This is a genomic window from Rhodoferax ferrireducens (genome assembly GCF_003347515.1).
In the GTDB taxonomy this organism is placed as follows: Bacteria; Pseudomonadota; Gammaproteobacteria; order Burkholderiales; family Burkholderiaceae_C; genus Rhodoferax.
Genome location: NZ_QEII01000324.1, coordinates 283,218 through 300,475 on the forward strand (window position 1 = coordinate 283,218; position 17,258 = coordinate 300,475).

The 17,258-nt window shown below is 63.0% G+C and carries 14 protein-coding genes; 11 read left to right on the plus strand and 3 right to left on the minus strand.

All coding sequences use genetic code 11. The annotated features are described in order from the left end of the window. Nucleotides 1-58: 58 nt before the first annotated feature. Nucleotides 59-973: a LysR family transcriptional regulator gene (locus C5P05_RS31865; RefSeq protein WP_114973878.1), complete on the minus strand. Its 915-nt coding sequence runs from the start codon at nt 971-973 to the stop codon at nt 59-61. A gap of 99 nt (nt 974-1,072) precedes the next feature. On the opposite strand from C5P05_RS31865, the gene C5P05_RS31870 reads away from it, so the two are divergent. From C5P05_RS31870 to C5P05_RS31920, 11 genes are all read left to right on the plus strand, one after another. Further along, nucleotides 1,073-2,164 carry a tartrate dehydrogenase gene (locus tag C5P05_RS31870; protein WP_114973879.1) on the plus strand — a complete coding sequence of 364 codons (1,092 nt, stop codon included), beginning with the start codon at nt 1,073-1,075 and terminating at the stop codon, nt 2,162-2,164. 115 nt (nt 2,165-2,279) lie between these two features. Continuing rightward, nucleotides 2,280-3,185, plus strand: a complete 906-nt coding sequence (locus tag C5P05_RS31875; RefSeq protein WP_198674944.1) for a tripartite tricarboxylate transporter substrate binding protein — start codon at nt 2,280-2,282, stop codon at nt 3,183-3,185. 86 nt (nt 3,186-3,271) lie between these two features. Beyond that, complete coding sequence (locus C5P05_RS31880) at nt 3,272-4,615, plus strand: glycerate kinase type-2 family protein (RefSeq protein ID WP_114973881.1); 1,344 nt, start codon at nt 3,272-3,274, stop codon at nt 4,613-4,615. Nucleotides 4,616-4,682: 67 nt separating this feature from the next. Then, complete coding sequence (locus C5P05_RS31885; protein WP_114973882.1) at nt 4,683-5,306, plus strand: Crp/Fnr family transcriptional regulator; 624 nt, start codon at nt 4,683-4,685, stop codon at nt 5,304-5,306. 280 nt (nt 5,307-5,586) lie between these two features. Next, a complete protein-coding gene (locus tag C5P05_RS31890) occupies nt 5,587-7,218 on the plus strand; it encodes an alpha/beta hydrolase fold domain-containing protein (protein ID WP_114973883.1) in 1,632 nt (543 codons plus the stop codon). An 8-nt stretch (nt 7,219-7,226) separates the two neighbouring features. Continuing rightward, a complete protein-coding gene (locus C5P05_RS31895) occupies nt 7,227-8,453 on the plus strand; it encodes an ABC transporter substrate-binding protein (RefSeq protein WP_114973884.1) in 1,227 nt (408 codons plus the stop codon). A gap of 30 nt (nt 8,454-8,483) precedes the next feature. Next, nucleotides 8,484-9,365 carry a carbohydrate ABC transporter permease gene (locus C5P05_RS31900; protein ID WP_114973885.1) on the plus strand — a complete coding sequence of 294 codons (882 nt, stop codon included), beginning with the start codon at nt 8,484-8,486 and terminating at the stop codon, nt 9,363-9,365. Continuing rightward, complete coding sequence (locus C5P05_RS31905) at nt 9,362-10,201, plus strand: carbohydrate ABC transporter permease (protein ID WP_114973886.1); 840 nt, start codon at nt 9,362-9,364, stop codon at nt 10,199-10,201. Before C5P05_RS31900 ends, C5P05_RS31905 begins: the two co-directional genes overlap by 4 nt. A 39-nt stretch (nt 10,202-10,240) precedes the next feature. Continuing rightward, on the plus strand, nt 10,241-11,122 hold the full coding sequence (locus C5P05_RS31910; protein ID WP_114973887.1) for a sugar phosphate isomerase/epimerase family protein: 882 nt from the start codon (nt 10,241-10,243) through the stop codon (nt 11,120-11,122). Beyond that, nucleotides 11,119-12,162, plus strand: coding sequence for a Gfo/Idh/MocA family oxidoreductase (locus C5P05_RS31915; RefSeq protein ID WP_114973888.1), 1,044 nt, complete (start codon nt 11,119-11,121; stop codon nt 12,160-12,162). Before C5P05_RS31910 ends, C5P05_RS31915 begins: the two co-directional genes overlap by 4 nt. Further along, nucleotides 12,150-13,247 carry an ABC transporter ATP-binding protein gene (locus C5P05_RS31920; protein WP_114973889.1) on the plus strand — a complete coding sequence of 366 codons (1,098 nt, stop codon included), beginning with the start codon at nt 12,150-12,152 and terminating at the stop codon, nt 13,245-13,247. The genes C5P05_RS31915 and C5P05_RS31920 overlap by 13 nt, the downstream gene beginning before the upstream one ends. Before the next feature lie 71 nt (nt 13,248-13,318). Here the strand turns inward: C5P05_RS31920 and xdhB are convergent, their stop codons facing one another. Both xdhB and xdhA read right to left on the minus strand, forming a co-directional pair. Beyond that, a complete protein-coding gene (xdhB, locus tag C5P05_RS31925) occupies nt 13,319-15,709 on the minus strand; it encodes a xanthine dehydrogenase molybdopterin binding subunit (protein WP_114973890.1) in 2,391 nt (796 codons plus the stop codon). Then, nucleotides 15,706-17,238, minus strand: coding sequence for a xanthine dehydrogenase small subunit (gene xdhA / locus C5P05_RS31930; RefSeq protein ID WP_114973891.1), 1,533 nt, complete (start codon nt 17,236-17,238; stop codon nt 15,706-15,708). The genes xdhB and xdhA overlap by 4 nt, the downstream gene beginning before the upstream one ends. Nucleotides 17,239-17,258 lie beyond the last annotated feature (20 nt).

Sequence of the window (17,258 nt, forward strand, 5' to 3'; positions counted from 1 at the left end):
AAAAAGTTAAGACCTCCAGTATGACCGTGTTCCGGGCCATTCTGCGCTGGTACGCTGTTCAAGGCTTGGGTGTTACACCCGCAAACGCCTGCAACACAAAATCCACAAATGCGCGCACCCGCGCCGCTGTCTGCAGGCGCTGCGGGTAGACCGCATGAATGTCGGCGGGTGGGGTTTGCCAGTCTTGCAGCACCAGGCGCAGGCGCCCGCTGTCCAGGTATTTGGCAATATCCCATTCCGCCCGCATCAGCACGCCATGGCCCGCCAGCGCCCAGTTCACGGCAATCTCGCCATCGTTGGTGTTCAGGTTGCCGCGCACCTTGACGGTTTCGGTGCGTTTGCCCGAGCTCAGGCGCCAGACGCCATAAGCCTCGTCACCCTGACGGATGCCGATGCAGTTGTGCCGGACCAGATCATTGGGCACCTGCGGCGTGCCATGCCGGGCCAGATAGGCGGGTGCCGCGCAGATCAGGCGCCGGTTGGCCGCAATACGCCGCGCGATCACGCGCGCGTCGGGCGGCTCGCCAAAGCGAATACAGACATCAAAGGCATCCTCGCTCAGGGGCGGTGGATTCACCGTGAGTTGCAACTGCACCTGCACGTCGGGATAACGTTGGACGAAGTCTGAGATCAGCGGCGCAATGTTGCTGCGGCCAAAGCCCAAAGTCGCGTTGACGCGCAGCAGACCCTTGGGCGCCGTCAGAGAATTGGACACCAACTGCTCCATGTCGTCGATGTCGGCCAGAATGCGGCGCGCGTGCGCCAGGTAGATCTCCCCCTCGGGCGTGAGGCCGATGCGGCGTGTCGTGCGGTGCAGCAAGGGCACGCCCAACCGCGCCTCCAGTTGGGCCAGGCGTTTGCTGACCGCCGGGGTCGTGATATCGAGTTCGCGCGCTGCGCTGGAGAGGCTGCCGGCGCGTACCAGCAGGCTGAAGAAAGCCATCTCGGAAGGGGCGGAGGTGGGTGTGGTCATTGTTGAATCATAGTTAACAATGGTTTTACTTTACGGCCGTCCGTTGAGTGAAGCAATGGGTAGAGTCCATCTCCATTGCAACCCTTTCAGGAAACTCCCATGAAGACCTACAAAATTGCCTGCATCCCAGGCGACGGCATTGGCAAAGAAGTGATACCCGCTGGCCAGGCCGTGCTGGAAGCACTGGCGGCAGCCAGCAGCACCTTCAAGTTTGAGTTCGAGAACTTTGGTTGGGGTGGCGACTGGTTCCGCGCGCACGGCGAAATGATGCCGCAGGATGGCCTGGACGCATTGCGCCACAAGGATGCGATTCTGTTCGGCTCGGCCGGCGACCCGGACATTCCTGACCACATCACGCTCTGGGGCCTGCGCCTCAAAATCTGCCAGGGCTTTGACCAATACGCCAATGTGCGCCCGACACGCATCCTGCCCGGTATCGACGCGCCGCTCAAGCGCTGCAAACCGCAGGATCTGGACTGGGTCATCGTGCGTGAAAACTCCGAGGGCGAATACGCCGGCGTCGGCGGCCGCGCCCATCAGGGGCATCCGATCGAAGTGGCCACCGATCTATCGGTGATGACGCGCGCCGGCGTCGAGCGCATCATGCGTTACGCCTTCCGTTTAGCGCAATCCCGCCCGCGCAAGCTGCTGACGGTCGTGACCAAGTCCAACGCCCAGCGCCACGCCATGGTGATGTGGGATGAAATCGCGTTGCAAATTAGCAAAGAGTTTCCCGATGTGACGTGGGACAAGGAGCTGGTGGACGCCGCCACCGCCCGCATGGTGAATCGCCCCGCGACGCTGGACACCTTGGTCGCCACCAACCTGCACGCCGACATCCTGAGTGACCTGGCCGCTGCGCTGGCGGGTAGTCTGGGCATTGCGCCCACCGGCAACATCGACCCCGAGCGCCGCTACCCCAGCATGTTTGAGCCAATCCATGGTTCGGCTTTCGACATCATGGGCAAGGGTCTGGCCAATCCTGTGGGCACGTTCTGGAGTTGCGTGATGTTGTTGGAGCATCTAGGCGAACTGGAAGCCGCAGGCACGCTGATGAACGTCATCGAACAAGTGACCGCTGATCCGTCGCTGCACACGCGTGACCTGGGCGGCCGCGCCACGACAGCCCAGGTGACGCAGGCGGTCCGCGAGCGCATCCGCGGCATCGAGGCCTCGAAGAAGGCCGCCTGAGTTTCATCCACTACAAAACCAATCCGAGGAGACAAACATGCATCAATTCAAACTGAAATTTTCGACCCTGCTGCAAGCCGCAGCCCTGACCTTGGGCCTGGCCGGCGGCAGCGCCATGGCGCAAGCCTGGCCGTCCCGCCCGATCAGCCTGGTCGTGCCATTCCCGGCCGGCGGCACCACCGATGTGCTGGCCCGTGCCGTCGGCCAGGAACTGTCCAAGAGCCTGGGCCAGCCCGTGATCGTCGAAAGTCGGCCCGGTGCGGGCGCCACGCTGGGTGCCGACTACGTGGCCAAGGCCAAGCCCGATGGCTACACCTTGCTGATGGGCGCGGTGCACCACACCATTGCCACCAGCGTGTATAAAAAGCTGGCTTATGACTTCCAGAAGGACTTGGCGCCCATAACCACCGTGGCGCTGGTGCCCAACGTGCTGGTGGTCAATCCGAATGTGCCGGCAAAACATGTGAAGGAATTGCTGGCGCTGGCCAAGGCCGATCCGGGCAAGCTCACCTACGGCTCCAACGGCAACGGCACCGGCCAGCACCTGATTGGCGCGCAGTTCGAAGGCATGGGCGGCGTGCAGTTGCTGCATGTGCCTTACAAGGGCAGTGGCCCGCTGACCACCGATTTGCTGGGCGGTCAGATCAGCATGTCGTTTGACACCATCACGCCGGTGCTGCCGCAAATCAAGGCCGGCAAATTGCGCGCGCTGGCCGTGACCACCGCCACGCGCTCGAAGGCCTTGCCCGACGTGCCCACGCTGGATGAATCCGGCCTCAAGGGCTTCAACCTCGGCACCTGGTTTGGCGTGCTGGCGCCCGCCGCCACGCCGCGCGACATCGTGAGTCGGCTGAACACCGAAATCGTGAAGATCATCAACTCGCCGGAGTTCAAGAAGAAGATGGACGACATCGGTGCTGAGCCGATTGGCAACACGCCCGAGCAGATGGCCAAGCAGATCAAGGACGACACCGAGCGCTTTGCCAAGTTGGTGAAAGACGCCAAGGTGAGCATCGAATAAGCACCCGAGCCTCGGCGCCAACCGCGCGCCGGGGCGGTCGCGCCGAGGGTGAGGGCCGGTATTACATAATTGGCGCAGAGGCCTTCATGACATCCCAATTTCCTTCTCTTACCGTCCCCGTCATCAACCCCGCGACCCAGCCGCGCGAGTTTCTCGAGCATCTTTTTGCGGTTGCCGTGCAGCGCGCATTGCCGCTGCACAATACCGCCGCCTACCTGCCCGAACCGCCCAAGGGGCGCACCCTGGTGTTGGGGGCCGGCAAGGCGGCGGGTGCCATGGCCCAGGCAGTAGAGGCCTTTTGGCCCGACGACGCGCCCTTGGCTGGTCTGGTGGTCACGCGCTACCACCACATTCCACCGCGCCCGCCGGGCCTGAAGCAACGCATCGAAGTGGTGGAGGCCGCCCACCCGGTGCCCGATGCCGCCGGCCTGGCCGCTGCCGAGCGCATCTTGGCATTGACTGAAGGCTTGACGCCGGACGACCTGGTGATCTGCCTGATCTCGGGCGGTGGCTCGGCCCTGCTGACCTTGCCTGCGGACGGTTTGACCCTGGAAGACAAGCAGCGCATCAACAAGGCTCTGCTCAACAGCGGCGCCAATATTGCCGAGATGAATTGCGTGCGCAAACACCTCTCGCGCATCAAGGGCGGGCGCCTGGCCCAGGCCTGCGCACCGGCGCAGGTGGTGACGCTGACCATCAGCGATGTGCCGGGCGACGACCCCTCCATCATCGCCAGCGGGCCGACCGTGGTGGATGTCACCACCTGTGCCGATGCGCTATCAATTTTGAAGCGATACAACATTGATTTACCAGCGCCAGTGGCCGATTCACTCAAAAGTGGCGCCCTGGAAACCCCCAAGCCGGGTGACCCCGCCTTTGCGGACGCGCACGTTCACCTGATCGCCACGCCCCAGCAGTCGCTCGATGCGGCCGCCGCCGACGCCCGCCAGGCCGGCTTGGCCGCCTACATCCTGAGCGACGAGATGGAAGGTGAGTCGCGCGAGGTGGGCAAGGTGCACGCCGCGCTGGCGCGTGCCGTGGCCGGTAAAGGACAACCGTTTCAACGGCCTTGTGTCATTCTCAGCGGTGGCGAAACGACGGTGACCGTGCGCCCCCAATCGCCCGGTGCGCCGCGCGGGCGTGGCGGGCGGGCCGGGGAATTTTGTCTGGGGCTGGCCCAGGCGCTTCAGGGGCAGGCCCATGTGTATGCGCTGGCGGCGGACACCGACGGTATCGATGGTATGGAGGACAACGCCGGCGCCTGGGTCGAGCCCACCACGCTCAGCCGAGCGCTGGCCGCCGGGATGAAAATCGACGCTTATCTTGATCGCAACGATGCCTACGCCTACTTCGCGGGTTTGGGCGATCTGGTTACGACCGGGCCAACCTTCACCAATGTGAACGATTTCCGCGCTGTGCTGGTTTTGTAAGCTTTTCCGCAGGGTTGTTTGATTTCGCTCAAGGCTCAAGCCGGGCAAGCGCGGCACAGTCTGGCCCATGCTCTCCGTCCAAACTTTAAATCCTGCTGCAGAACGCCAAATCGCTCCCCGGGGTGAGTCTTTACTCAGGCGTGCGGTCTCGATGCCATGGGTTTGTTACGTGGAGTCAGGCCGTGTCGCCTTGGGCGTGATGGATGGTGATGCCATGGAGCATCAGCTGGGCGTAGTTGAAGGCCCTTGCTGGCTGGAGGCGACGTCTGCCGTATTGAACCTGCCCAATGCTGTGGATGCCGTAGCCGAAACCGAAGTCTGTCTGCGTCGCGTGCCCGTGGCCGAGTTTCGGCGCTCGTTGTCCGACATGCCCATGCCCGCCCAAATCGTGTTGCACGATGTGGCGATGGCGCATCGCCAGCAAACCGAGTTGGCCGTTAGTCGCTTGGCCAAGGATGCCGAGGCTCGCTGTGCCGAGTGGCTGCTGCGGCACGCCCAGACCGGTGACAAAGGGGTGATGGCCGTGCTGCTGCTGCAGCGCAAACGCTCGATTGCAGCGCAACTTGGCATTGCGCCCGAGACGCTGTCCCGCGTCCTGCGCCACTTGCGTGAACGCAGCCTGATCAGCGGCTCGGGGCGGATTTTGAATCTGGTGGACCCGACGGGGCTGAGGTCGCTGGCTGGGGTCTGAACCGGGTAGCGATGCAGGGTAAAGCAACACTTCTATCGGCCATCGCGTTGTCATAAGCGCCGCCCAGCTTGCCCATAGGCGTTGACGTACGTCACCCTGGGTTGTCACCCAACACTTTGTGTCACCGCGCCTTTGTCCGAAGGGCATTCATGCCGTTGTGCACGAGTGCGGGGCAAAAAAAGGTGATCTTTCATTGCCCCAGAAAGCTTTAAGCCAGGTTGGATACTAGGGTTATCGATAATATGAAATGTATTATCGATAGCAAACAATCCGCCTACTTATGAAAATAGCTGAGCACAAACCCGGACGAAAAAGCAACGAGGTCTACCAGGGCCTGAAAAAGCAGATCATGCTGGCGGAGTTGCCTGCCGGTCAGCAGTTGGTGGAGCTGGAAGTCGCCAAAACGATGAACTGCAGCCAGAGCACGGTGCGCGAAGCATTGATGCGCTTGCAGGAAGACGGCCTGATCGTGCGCCAGGGTTATCGCGGGACCGTGGTGTCCTCTGTTTCGGTCGCCGAGGGGCAGGAGTCGCTGGACATCCGGGCCCGGATCGAATCACGCGCGGCGAAGCTCTCCATTGCAAATTTCAATGCACAGCGCATTGCCGCATTGAGTGAACTGGTGCGGCAGATGGAGTTGGCGGCAGAACAGGAAGATGAATATGGCCTGTTTGAGTTGGACCAGGAATTTCATCGCGCCGTCTACGAGGCGGCCAACCTGCCGGCCATGATGCCGATTCTGGAGCGCTGCTCGCTTTGCAGTCACCGCTTCAAGATCACCCAATCCTCCACGCGCCGCACGTTGCAAGAAACGGCGCTTCGGCACTGGAGCATTATTGAGGCGCTCAAGTCGGGTGATGCGGTCGAACTGGAGCGCGTCCTGTTTCACCATGTGGCCAGTGTGATCGGCGAGGTGGATGCTGTGGAGCAGGCGCCTGCTCCCGTGTTGCGCATGTCCGCCAGCATGGAATCGATCTTCTATCGCATTCAAAAGGAAGACGCCCACCTGCCCAACCCGATGTTGATTCCCTGGGCGCAGGCGCAGCTTAATTTTCACCAAACCGCGGCGCGCTGGAATCGGGTGGATGAGCAGCAGTTCCGGATAGCGTATTTTTCGGTTCCCTGTCCTGCGCGGCAGATGGCGGCCGTGCGGCTGGCGCGCAAAGAAGGGGGCCGCAGCGGGACATTGCTGTACCTGCATGGCGGCGGCTGGGTGTTTGGTTCGATCCAGACCCACCTCGGCGCCATGGCCCGGCTGGCCGGGCTCACCGGGCTCACCGTGGTGGGCATCGACTACGGCCTGGCGCCGCAAGCGCCGTTTCCGGCCGGTCTCAACGATGCGATCTGGGCCTGGCACTGGCTCAAAGCCGGCGCACAAACAGGAGGGCTGGAGGGTCCGTGGCTGGTGTCGGGCGACTCATCCGGGGCCAATCTGGCTTTGTCCATGATGCTGGATTTGCGCCACGCTGGTGCCTCACTGCCCGATGCCGCGCTGCTGTTCTACGGCGTCTATTCAGCCAACCACCAGACTGCCTCGCACCAGCTGTGTGGGGGCGGTGAGTTCGGGCTGTCCACCGAAAAAATGGCTTGGTATCGTCAGCACTACCTGAGTGGCCAACGCCAGGATCCTGCCGATCCACGCGTGTCGCCTGTGCTCGCGTCCCTGGAAGGCCTGCCACCGATCTTCCTGAATGCGGCCGGGCTCGATTGCCTGCGCGACGACAGCGTGCTGCTGGCCCAGCGCCTGTCCGCGGCGGGCGTGCCGCACCAGTTCAAGGTGGTCGACGGCGTAACGCATGGCTTCATGCAGATGAGCAGTGAATTGCCGGAAGCGCTGGCTGCGTTTCAGGATGCCGCCGCCTTTGTCGCCACGGTCTTGCCCGTTTCGTCCTCATTCATTCCAACAACCTAGGAGACATCATGCCCATCAGACTTCGTTCCCTTCTGGGCGCTGCCGTCAGTGCGATCGCGCTGGCCTGCGGTTCCGCCTCGGCGCAGCAAAACGTCAACTTTTGGTACCACGTCGACAACCCCGAAAACACCAAAATCATGGACGAGTTGGTGAAGTCCTTCGAGGGCAAAAACCCGGCCATCAAAATCAAGGCCGAAAACGTACCATGGAATAACTACTTCGACAAATTGTTCATTTCCATCGCCGGCGGCAAGGCGCCGGACGTGGCGGTGACGCGGCTGGCCCTGCAGCCCCAGTTGATGGAAATGGGCGCGATCGAGCCTATCACCAAGCAACTCGCGGCCTGGCCCGGCAAGGCCGACCTGGCCAACAACCTGCTGGAGATCAACAAGGCCTCGGATGGCGAGTACTACTACATGCCCCTGCAGTACGTGGCCATCTACCTCTACTACCGCGCTGACCTGTTCGCCAAATACAACCTCAAGCCACCAGCCACCTGCGAAGACTTCCTGGAAGCCGCCAAAAAACTGACCCTGCCCGCCAGCGCCAACGGCGGCACCGAGCTGTACGGCTTTGGCATGCGCGGCGGCAAGGGCGGGCATGACAACTGGGGACCGTTCGTTCTGTCGCAAACCGGTTTCGCACCCGGTGCCATGAACTCGCCCAAGGCTGTGGCCGCCAACAGCTGGTACATCGACCTGCTGCGCAAGCACAAGGTGGCGCCGCCGTCAGCGCCCAACGACGGGTTCAACGAGATCATCAGTGCGTTCAAGTCGGGCCGCACTGCCATGATCTTCCACCACATCGGCTCTGCCAAAAGCATGGCCGACGCGCTGGGCGACAAGGTCTCGGCCGTGCCCGTACCCTCATGCGGTGGCAATCGCTGGACTTATTTTGGCGACGAATCCACCACCCTGTTCAAAACCTCGAAGGTCAAAGAGGCTGCCTGGAAATGGATGGCGTTCCTGAGCGAGAGCGACAACAACCTCCGGTTCAACGAAGCCACGGGCCAGCTCACCGTGACCAAGAGCGGTGCGCTCAAAGTGCCGCAGCCGGCACGTTTCGTGAAAGCCACGATGGACTCGCTGCCCTTTGCCAAGCCCTTGCCGCTGGTGCCGCAGTCTGCCGACTTCGTGTCCAGCGTGTGGCCGACCACCATGCAGCGCGCCTTGAACGGCGAGATCACCTCGGCCCAGATGATGGATGCCATCGACAAGCACTTCAACACCAAGTGAGCGAGCGGACTTGCCTGCAGGAAACGCCCCATGAGCCAACAATCGCGCACCGCCGTGCTGCCCTATGTCCTGCTGTCGCCGGCAGTGCTGGCAACAATCATCGTGGTGTTCTACCCCATGGTGCAGGCGGTCATCACCAGCCTGTACAACAATATCCTGTGGAAGCCGCGCGCGGTGCGCTTCATCGGCCTGGACAACTACATCGCCATCTGGAACGACCCGGTGTTCTGGTCCTCGCTGGGGCGCACGGCCATCTGGATCGGCCTGACCGTGCCGTTGCAATTGCTGCTGGGCCTGGTCACGGCGCTGCTGCTGAACCAGAACTTCCGCTGGCGCGGCCTGGCGCGCAGCCTGATCCTGATTCCCTGGGCCCTGCCCAGCGTGGTCATTGGCCTGATGTGGTCGTGGATCTACAACCCGCAAGTCGGCCTGCTCAACGACCTGATGCTGCGCCTGGGGCTGCTGCAGTCGGCCGTGCCGTGGCTGGCCAATCCGGACACCTCGCTATACGCCATCATCGCCGCGCTGGTGTGGCAGGGCTTTCCCTTCTTCGCCATCATGATCCTGGCCGGGCTGCAAACGATTCCGCACAGCCTGTATGAGGCCGCCGACATCGATGGCGCCAGCGACTGGCAGCAGTTCGTGCACATCACCCTGCCCGCGCTCAAGGCGGTGCTGGTCACCGCCGTGATGCTGCGCATCATCTGGGTCGCCAACTCCATTGACGTGATTTATGTGATGACCGGGGGCGGCCCCGGCTATGCCACCCACACCTTGCCGCTGTATGCCCTGAAGCGCACTTACGCCAGCATGGATTTCGGCTACGGTTCGGCCCTGGCGGTGAGCTTCTCGCTGTTGCTGCTGGGCGCGATCTATGCCTACCTGCGCCGCGCTGGCAGGGGCATCGAATGAGCGTGCAAAAACACCAGCCGGTGCGGCGCCTGTTCACGCTGCATTTGCCGATGCTGGCCATCGTGCTCTTTGCCCTTGGGCCCTACCTGTGGATGCTGCTGACGTCGCTGAAACAGGAGTCCACGCTGTTCTCGCCGGACCGCACGCTACTGCCTGCCGTGGTGACGCTGGAAAACTATGTGCGGCTGTTTCAAAAGACCACCTTCCTGTCCAACCTCGGCCATAGCGTGATCGTCTCCAGCGGCACCATGTTGCTGGGTTTGTCGGTCAGCATCACGGCGGCTTATGCCTTCTCGCGTTTCCGTTTCCCGGGGCGGCGCGCGCTGATGCTGCAGTTCCTGCTGGTCAACATGTTCCCGATCGTGCTGCTGATCATTCCGCTGTTCATCATCATGAAAAACCTGGGCCTGCTGGACACGCACCTGGGCCTGATCCTGGCGCACTCCACGTTTTCGATTCCGTTTGCCACCTGGATGATGATCAGCTACTTCGACGCCATCCCGCGCAGCCTGGACGAGGCCGCTATGGTGGACGGCTGCACGCCGGTGGGCGCCATGTTCCGCGTGGTCTTGCCGCTGACGGTGCCCGGCATCATCGCCACGGGCATCTACATCTTCATCACTTCGTGGAACGAATATCTCTACGCCTCGGTGCTGGCCGGCCAGAACGTGCGCACGCTCACGGTGGCGATTCAAACGCTGGTGGGCGAGTATGAAATCGCTTGGGGCCTGCTCACCGCCGGCGGCGTGATGGGCGCGCTGCCCGTGACGCTGTTGTTCATGCTGATCCAGAAGCGCCTGGTCGCGGGCATGACGCAAGGCGCTGTCAAAGGCTGATCGGCCACGGTTCTTTCTATTCAACAGGAGACGACTCGCATGAATCCCATTGGCATCATTTCGATGCAATACAACCGCCCGTTTACCGCGGCCGATTTTTCCCAGTTTGATCGCTGGAAAGCGGCTGGTTTCGACTTTGCCGAACTGCTGGTGCCCGAGCCTGGCGAACTGGACCTGGCGCTTACCCGTCGCGCTCTGGCAGATGCCGGCCTGGGCGTGGTGCTGGCCGCCCGCATCAACCTGGACCGCAACCTGACCAGCGATGAAGCCGCGAAACGCCAGGCCGGGCAAGACTACCTGACCTACTGCGCCGAAACCGCGCAGGCGCTGGGCGCCGCCATCGTGGGCGGTCCGCTGTATGGCAATCCGCTCGTGTTTGCAGGGCGGGCGCCGCATCCGGTTTCTGAGTCGCTGCGCCAGGCGCGGGTGGAATGGTGCGTGGACGGCTTGAAGCAAGGCGGCACCGCGGCGGCCCGCTGCGGCATTCGTTTCGGCGTGGAGCCCTTGAACCGTTTCGAGACCGACATTCTCAATACGACCCGCCAGGGCGTCGCACTGATGGACATGGTGGCGCACCCCGGCGTGGGCCTGGTGCTGGACACTTTTCACATGAACATGGAAGACGACGATATCTGCACCGCACTGCGCGAGGGCGCGGCTCACATGGTCCATTTCCAGGCCAACGAAAACCACCGCGGTTACCTCGGCACCGGCCATATCGACTGGAACCCGATCGTGCGCACGCTGGCCGACATCGGCTACACCGGCACCATTTCGCTGGAGCCGTTCCGCCGCCGCGACGAACGCATCGGTATCCCGTTCGCCCAGTGGAAGCCGCCCGTCAAAGACGAGGCCGACGAGCTGGCGGCCGCCTGCGGCTTTTTGAAGAACCTGATTACCTTGAACGGGGGCCGGAAATGACCTACCGCGTGGGCTGGATCGGCTGTGGACGACACGCCGAGCAAATGCTGTTGCCGCAATTGGCGCGGCACGACATCGAACTGGTCGCGGTGTGCGACCTGAATGCGGACACCGCGCAAAAGATCGGCCAGCGCTACGGCGTGGCTCATGTCGGCACGGACTTCCGTGCGCTGCTGGCGGTGCCCGGGCTGGACGTGGTCGGTATGTCCGTCGGCCCGACCGCGCACCGCGACATGTCGATTGCGGCGCTGGAGCGCGGCTGCCATGTGTTCATGGAAAAACCCACCGGCGCCAACGTGGCCGATGCGTTGGCGATTCAGGCTGCCGCCACGCGTGCCAACAAGACCGTGGGCGTGGGCTTCATGAAGCGCTTTGCCACGGCCAACCGCATGGCGCACAACGTCGTGAAAAGTGCCGAGTTCGGTCCGGTGGCGGGCTTCTTCGGCGAGTACATGACGGCGCCCACCTACTTCAGCGGCAATGTGGACTACACCGGTTTCTACCTGCACCACTGCGTGCACTACATGGACTTGGTGAGCTACTTTGTGGCGCCCGTGACGCAGGTGACCGTGTTCCGCAATGAGATCGCAGCGGGCAAGCAATTGCTGCATGTGCATTTCGGCTTTGAGAACGGCGCCATTGGTACCGTCGTGATGGGCACCATCCAGTCGCGCGGAACGCCGATGGAGCGCCTGCAGATCATGGGCGACCATCGCCGGGTGGAAGTCAACGGGGTGATCGAGCTGAATTACTTTCGCAATCCGACCTTCAAGGCCGATGACCTGGACGCAACGCTCTCGGACGGGGTCGACAGCCTGAGCTGGAAGCCCAATTTCACAGCGGCAGCGAATGAAGACTTCAAGGGCTACAACGCGCTGTTCAAGTCCTTTTTTGCCCATCTGGGGGGTGAAGCGACCGACCTGCCCACCATCGCCGACGGCGTCAAGGCGATGCAAGTGATGGAGGCCATGCTGCAAGGTATCGCGCAGCCGGGGACGTGCGTCCCGGTCGCACGCCAGGAGGCGCCATGGCTGACGTGACCCTGCGGCAGATCCGCAAAGACTACGGCGGCGTGCAAATCATTCACGGCCTCGACCTGCATATCAAGAGTGGCGAGTTTGTGGTCTTCGTCGGCCCGTCGGGCTGCGGCAAAAGCACCTTGCTGCGCATGGTGGCCGGTCTCGAGACCATTTCCGCGGGCGACATGCACATCGGCGAAATCCGGGTCAATGAGCTCGCGCCGCGTGATCGCGACATCGCCATGGTGTTTCAGGACTATGCCTTGTACCCCCACAAGACGGTGCGGGACAACATGGGCTTTGGCCTGCGCCTGCGCAAGTTTTCGTCAGCGGAAATTGAAAGCCGCGTGAACAACGCGGCGGAAACCTTGCAGATCTCGCACCTGCTGGACCGTTTCCCCAAGGCCTTGTCGGGTGGGCAGCGCCAGCGTGTGGCCATGGGGCGCGCCATCGTGCGCCAGCCCAAGGTATTTCTGTTTGACGAGCCGCTGTCCAACCTGGATGCGCTGCTGCGCAACCAGGTGCGGGCCGAGATCAAGAAGTTGCATCGCCGGGTACGGGAGACCGTTATCTATGTCACGCATGACCAGGTCGAGGCCATGACGCTGGCGGACCGCATCGTCGTGCTGCAGGCGGGCCGGATTGTGCAGGTCGGGACGCCGGACGAAATTTACGGCCGGCCGCAACACCGCTTCGTCGCGGGATTCACCGGCTCGCCCCCGATGAATTTTTTGCCCGCCCGACTCGCGCAGGACGGCGACGCGATGACGCTGCACATCGCCAACGCGAAGCCGCTGCTGCTGCCGTCCTCGCTGGCGCAGCGCTGGCGGTCGCATGCGGGGCGCGAGGTTGAATTTGGCATTCGCCCCGAGAACTTGAGCCTGTCCCAACAACACGGTGAATGGCCGACGATCGAGGCCGAGGTGGAACTGGTCGAATTGCTGGGTGCCGAAAACCTGCTCACCCTGAAGCTGGGCGCGCATGAGCTCAAGGCTCGCCTGGCGCCTCAGGTCCGACCCTCCATCGGCGCCCGCTTGGCGATCGCGCTGGACCCCGCCCACTTTCATTTGTTTGATTTGCAAACCGGAAACGTCATCCAGCCCTGAAGGCCGTCATGCACCCCATCCTCCAGTTCGGCACCAGCCGCTTTTTGCAGGTGCATGTTGACTTCTTTGTTTCACAAGCGCTGGCTACGGCTCGATGGCGTTAGTGCCCTCAGCACATTTTCCGCCGTCGCCGGCGCTGTCAATTTCACAGTTTGCCCATCCGCCCGCGCCTGCGCCACCGCATCGCGCAAGGCCTCATAAACGCTGATCGCCAGCATCAGCGGCGGCTCGCCGACGGCTTTGCTGCCGAACACGTTGTCCTCCCGATTCGGTTCCGGCCAAAGCTCAATCTTGAAGTGTTCCGGCACATCGCCTGCGGTCGGAATTTTGTAGGTGCTCGGGGCGTGGGTGCTCAAAGCCCCCTGGTCGTTCCACACCAGTTGCTCGGTGGTGAGCCAGCCCATGCCTTGCACAAAACCGCCTTCGATCTGGCCGATGTCGAGGGCCGGATTGATGCTGCGCCCCACGTCGTGCAGGATGTCTATCTTCAGGACCCGGCTTTCCCCGGTGAGGGTGTCGATGGCCACTTCGGTGCACGCGGCGCCGTAGGCGAAGTAATAAAACGGCCGCCCGGTCAGGGTGGCCTTGTCGTAGTGAATTTTGGGCGTGCGGTAAAAGCCGTCGCTCCAAAGCTGGATGCGGTTGGCGTAGGCCAGCTTCACCACCTCGTCAAAGCGGCGCGTGGCGCCGGGGGAGTGCACTTGCCCGCCTTCAAAGCGGATGGCGCCGGCGCCGCAGCTGTCCAGCCCGCAGACAAATTGGGCCAGGTTGTCGCGCACATGGCGGGCCGCAAACTGGGCGGCGCGGCCGTTCAAGTCGGTGCCGGCCGAGGCGGCGGTGGCCGAGGCGTTGGGGATCTTGCTGGTGTCGCTGGCCGTGGCCCGCACGCGATCAAGCGGCACGCCCAGTTCGTCGGCCACGACTTGCGCCACCTTGGTGTTCAGGCCCTGGCCCATTTCGGTGCCGCCATGGTTCACCTGGATGCTGCCGTCGGTGTACACGTGCACCAGCGCGCCGGCCTGGTTGAACAGCGTGGCGGTGAAGGAGATGCCGAACTTGACCGGCGTGATGGCCAGGCCGCGCTTGATCACCGGGCTGCTGGTATTCCATAAGGAAATGGCCTCACGTCGGCGTCGGTATTGCGCAGATAGCTCCAGTTTCGATAGCAGAGGCTGCAGGATGTTGTCTTCCACGCGCATGCCGTAGTGCGTGGTATGACGCGTCTCCACTTCGTACAGATTGCGCAAGCGCACATCCAGCGGGTCCAGCCGCAAGTGGCGCGCGATGTCGCCCAGGAGGGTCTCGATCACCATCATGCCCTGCGGGCCGCCGAAGCCGCGAAACGCGGTGTGGCTCTGGGTGTTGAGCTTGCAGCGGTAGGAGGCGATCTCCACGTCTTCCAGAAAGTAGGCGTTGTCGGCGTGGAAGACTGCGCGGTCGGCTACCGGGCCGGACAGGTCGGCGCTGAAGCCGCAGTTGACGGCCATCATGAGCTTGAGGCCTTGCAAGCGCCCGGTGTCGTCAAAACCTGCCGTGTACTCGTAGGCAAAGGGATGGCGTTTGCCGGTGATCATGAAATCATCGTCGCGGTCCAGCCGAAGTTTGACCGGCCGTTTGAGCTTGGTGGCCGCCACCGCCGCCCACACCGCCAAGTGTCCAGCTTGTGTCTCCTTGCCGCCAAAGCCGCCGCCCATGCGGCGGCATTCCACGCGCACGGCGTGGTTGTCCAGCCCCAGGGCATGCGCGACCCAGTGCTGCACCTCGCCGGGGTGCTGCGTGCTGGCGTACACCAGCCACTGGTTCTGCTCCTGCGGCAGCACGTAGGCGACCTGGCCTTCGAGGTAGAAATGTTCCTGGCCACCCACCTCCAGCGTGCCGCTCAGGGTGTGTACGGCCTTGGCGAGCGCCTGCGCCGCATCGCCGCGCTTCACAAACACCGGCGGCAACACATAGCTTTGGGCCGCGAGCGCGCCTTTGACGGTGAGGATGGCGGGCAGGGCGTCAATGTCGAGTTTGACCTGGCGCGCCGCGTGCCGGGCCTGCATCACGGTGTCGGCGACCACCACGCCGATGACTTGACCGATGTGCTGCACCGTGTCGATGGCGAAGACGGGCTCGTCGCCACCAAAGGCCGCCAGCATCGGGTCGCCGGGGATGTCACGCGCCAGAATCACGCCGCGCACGCCGGGCATGACCAAGGCGGCACTGGTATCAACCGCGCGCAGCCTGCCGTGTGCGACGGTCGAGAGAATGGGGGCTGCGTGCAGCGTGCCGCGCACTTCGGGAATGTCGTCGACGTAGGTGGCGGCGCCCGCGACCTGGGCCATGGCGCTTTCGTGCGGCGGGCTGGTGCCGCAGGCGGATCGGAATGAACTTTTCGACAGGCTCGGCAGATTCTTGGCCGAGGCAGATCCTTCGTCGACCAGCTCCCGGTGGACAGGACGCAATTTCGGGATGCTCATGCGGGTTCTCCTTCGAGGGTGAAGGATTCGAGGTTGATGCTCTGCACGCCCCGGCTCTCCAGCCAGAAGCGCTGTAGCAGATTGCCCAGCACCTGCACACGGTAGGCGGCGGAGGCGCGCATGTCCGAGATCGGCGCGAACTCGCCGCGCAGAACCGCAATGGCGTCTTGCACTGTGGCCTGCGTCCAGGGTTGCCCCACCAGGGCGGCTTCCGTTTGGGCGGCACGCACCGGGGTGGCGGCCACGCCACCGGCGCCGATGGACGCACTCGCCACCTTGCCGTCCCGCAGGTACAGATTCAGCGCGAGGCAAACGGCGGAGATGTCGTCCTCGAAGCGCTTGGAGATTTTGTAGACCCGCATGACATTGACAGAACCGTCACTTGCTGGTTTTTGACTTTCCAAGTCGGCATTTGGTTCGCCGGACGCTGCCTTGGGCACCTTGATCCACGCCAGCACCTCGTCAGCCGCCATGACGTTTTTGCGGTAGCCGGTGTAGAGCTGCTCCAGCGGGAATTCCCGGTGGCCCACTTGGCCGTTTTTCTCAGACATCAGCACGACATGGGCGCCGAGCGCAATCAGCAGCGGCATCGTGTCGCCAATCGGAGAGCCGTTGGCTACGTTGCCGCCCAGGGTGCCCGCGTTGCGCACTGGCAGGCCGGCGAAGCGGGTGGCAAACGTGTGCAGCTGGGGCCGGTCGGCCACCAGCGCGGCAAAGGCGTCGCTCAAAGTCACGGCGGCGCCGATGGCGATGTGGTTTGGGTAGTCTTCAATGCGGCGCAACTCCTGCACGCGGCTCACATCCAGCACGGTCTCAAACTGCATGTGCAGCTTGTTGACCCACAGACCCACGTCGGTGCAGCCGGCAACGATCTGGGCATCGGGATGGGCGGCGCGGGCGCTCAGCAGGGCGGTCAGGGTTTTGGGTGAAATATATGAAGAATTGGCCTCTAGCCCCCGTCCCTTCTGCGCAAGAAGCTCTAATTTTGGTAGCAACTGAGTTTCATCCACTGACACCGGTGGCAGCTGCGCCATCTGTTGTGCAGCATCCAGAATCGGCCGGTAGCCGGTACAGCGGCACAGATTGCCGGAGAGCTCTTCTTGCGCCAGCGCGCGCGTCACCGCCTCGCCGCGGCAGACGTGGTTCTGGTACATGCCAAACAGGCTCATGACAAAACCGGGTGTGCAAAAACCGCATTGGCTGCCGTGGCACTGCGCAAGGCTTTGCTGTGCCGGATGCAGCGTGCCGTCCGGGGCGGCCAGGTCTTCGACCGTCCACAACGCCAGGCCGTTGACCGAATGCGCCAGGCGGATGCAGCTGTTGACCGCGCTGTACTTGATATGGCCGTCTCCGTCGGCCTCGCCGAGCACCACGGTGCAGGCGCCGCAGTCGCCCTCGTTGCAGCCTTCCTTGGTGCCGGTGCAGTTCATGTCTTCACGCAGCAGCTCCAGCAGGGTGCGGGTTGGGGGGACGTCGTGCAGCGTAACTATCTCGCCGCGCCGCACAAATTGAATGACTTGGGTGTTCATGGGTGGTTCCTTGTGCGCGA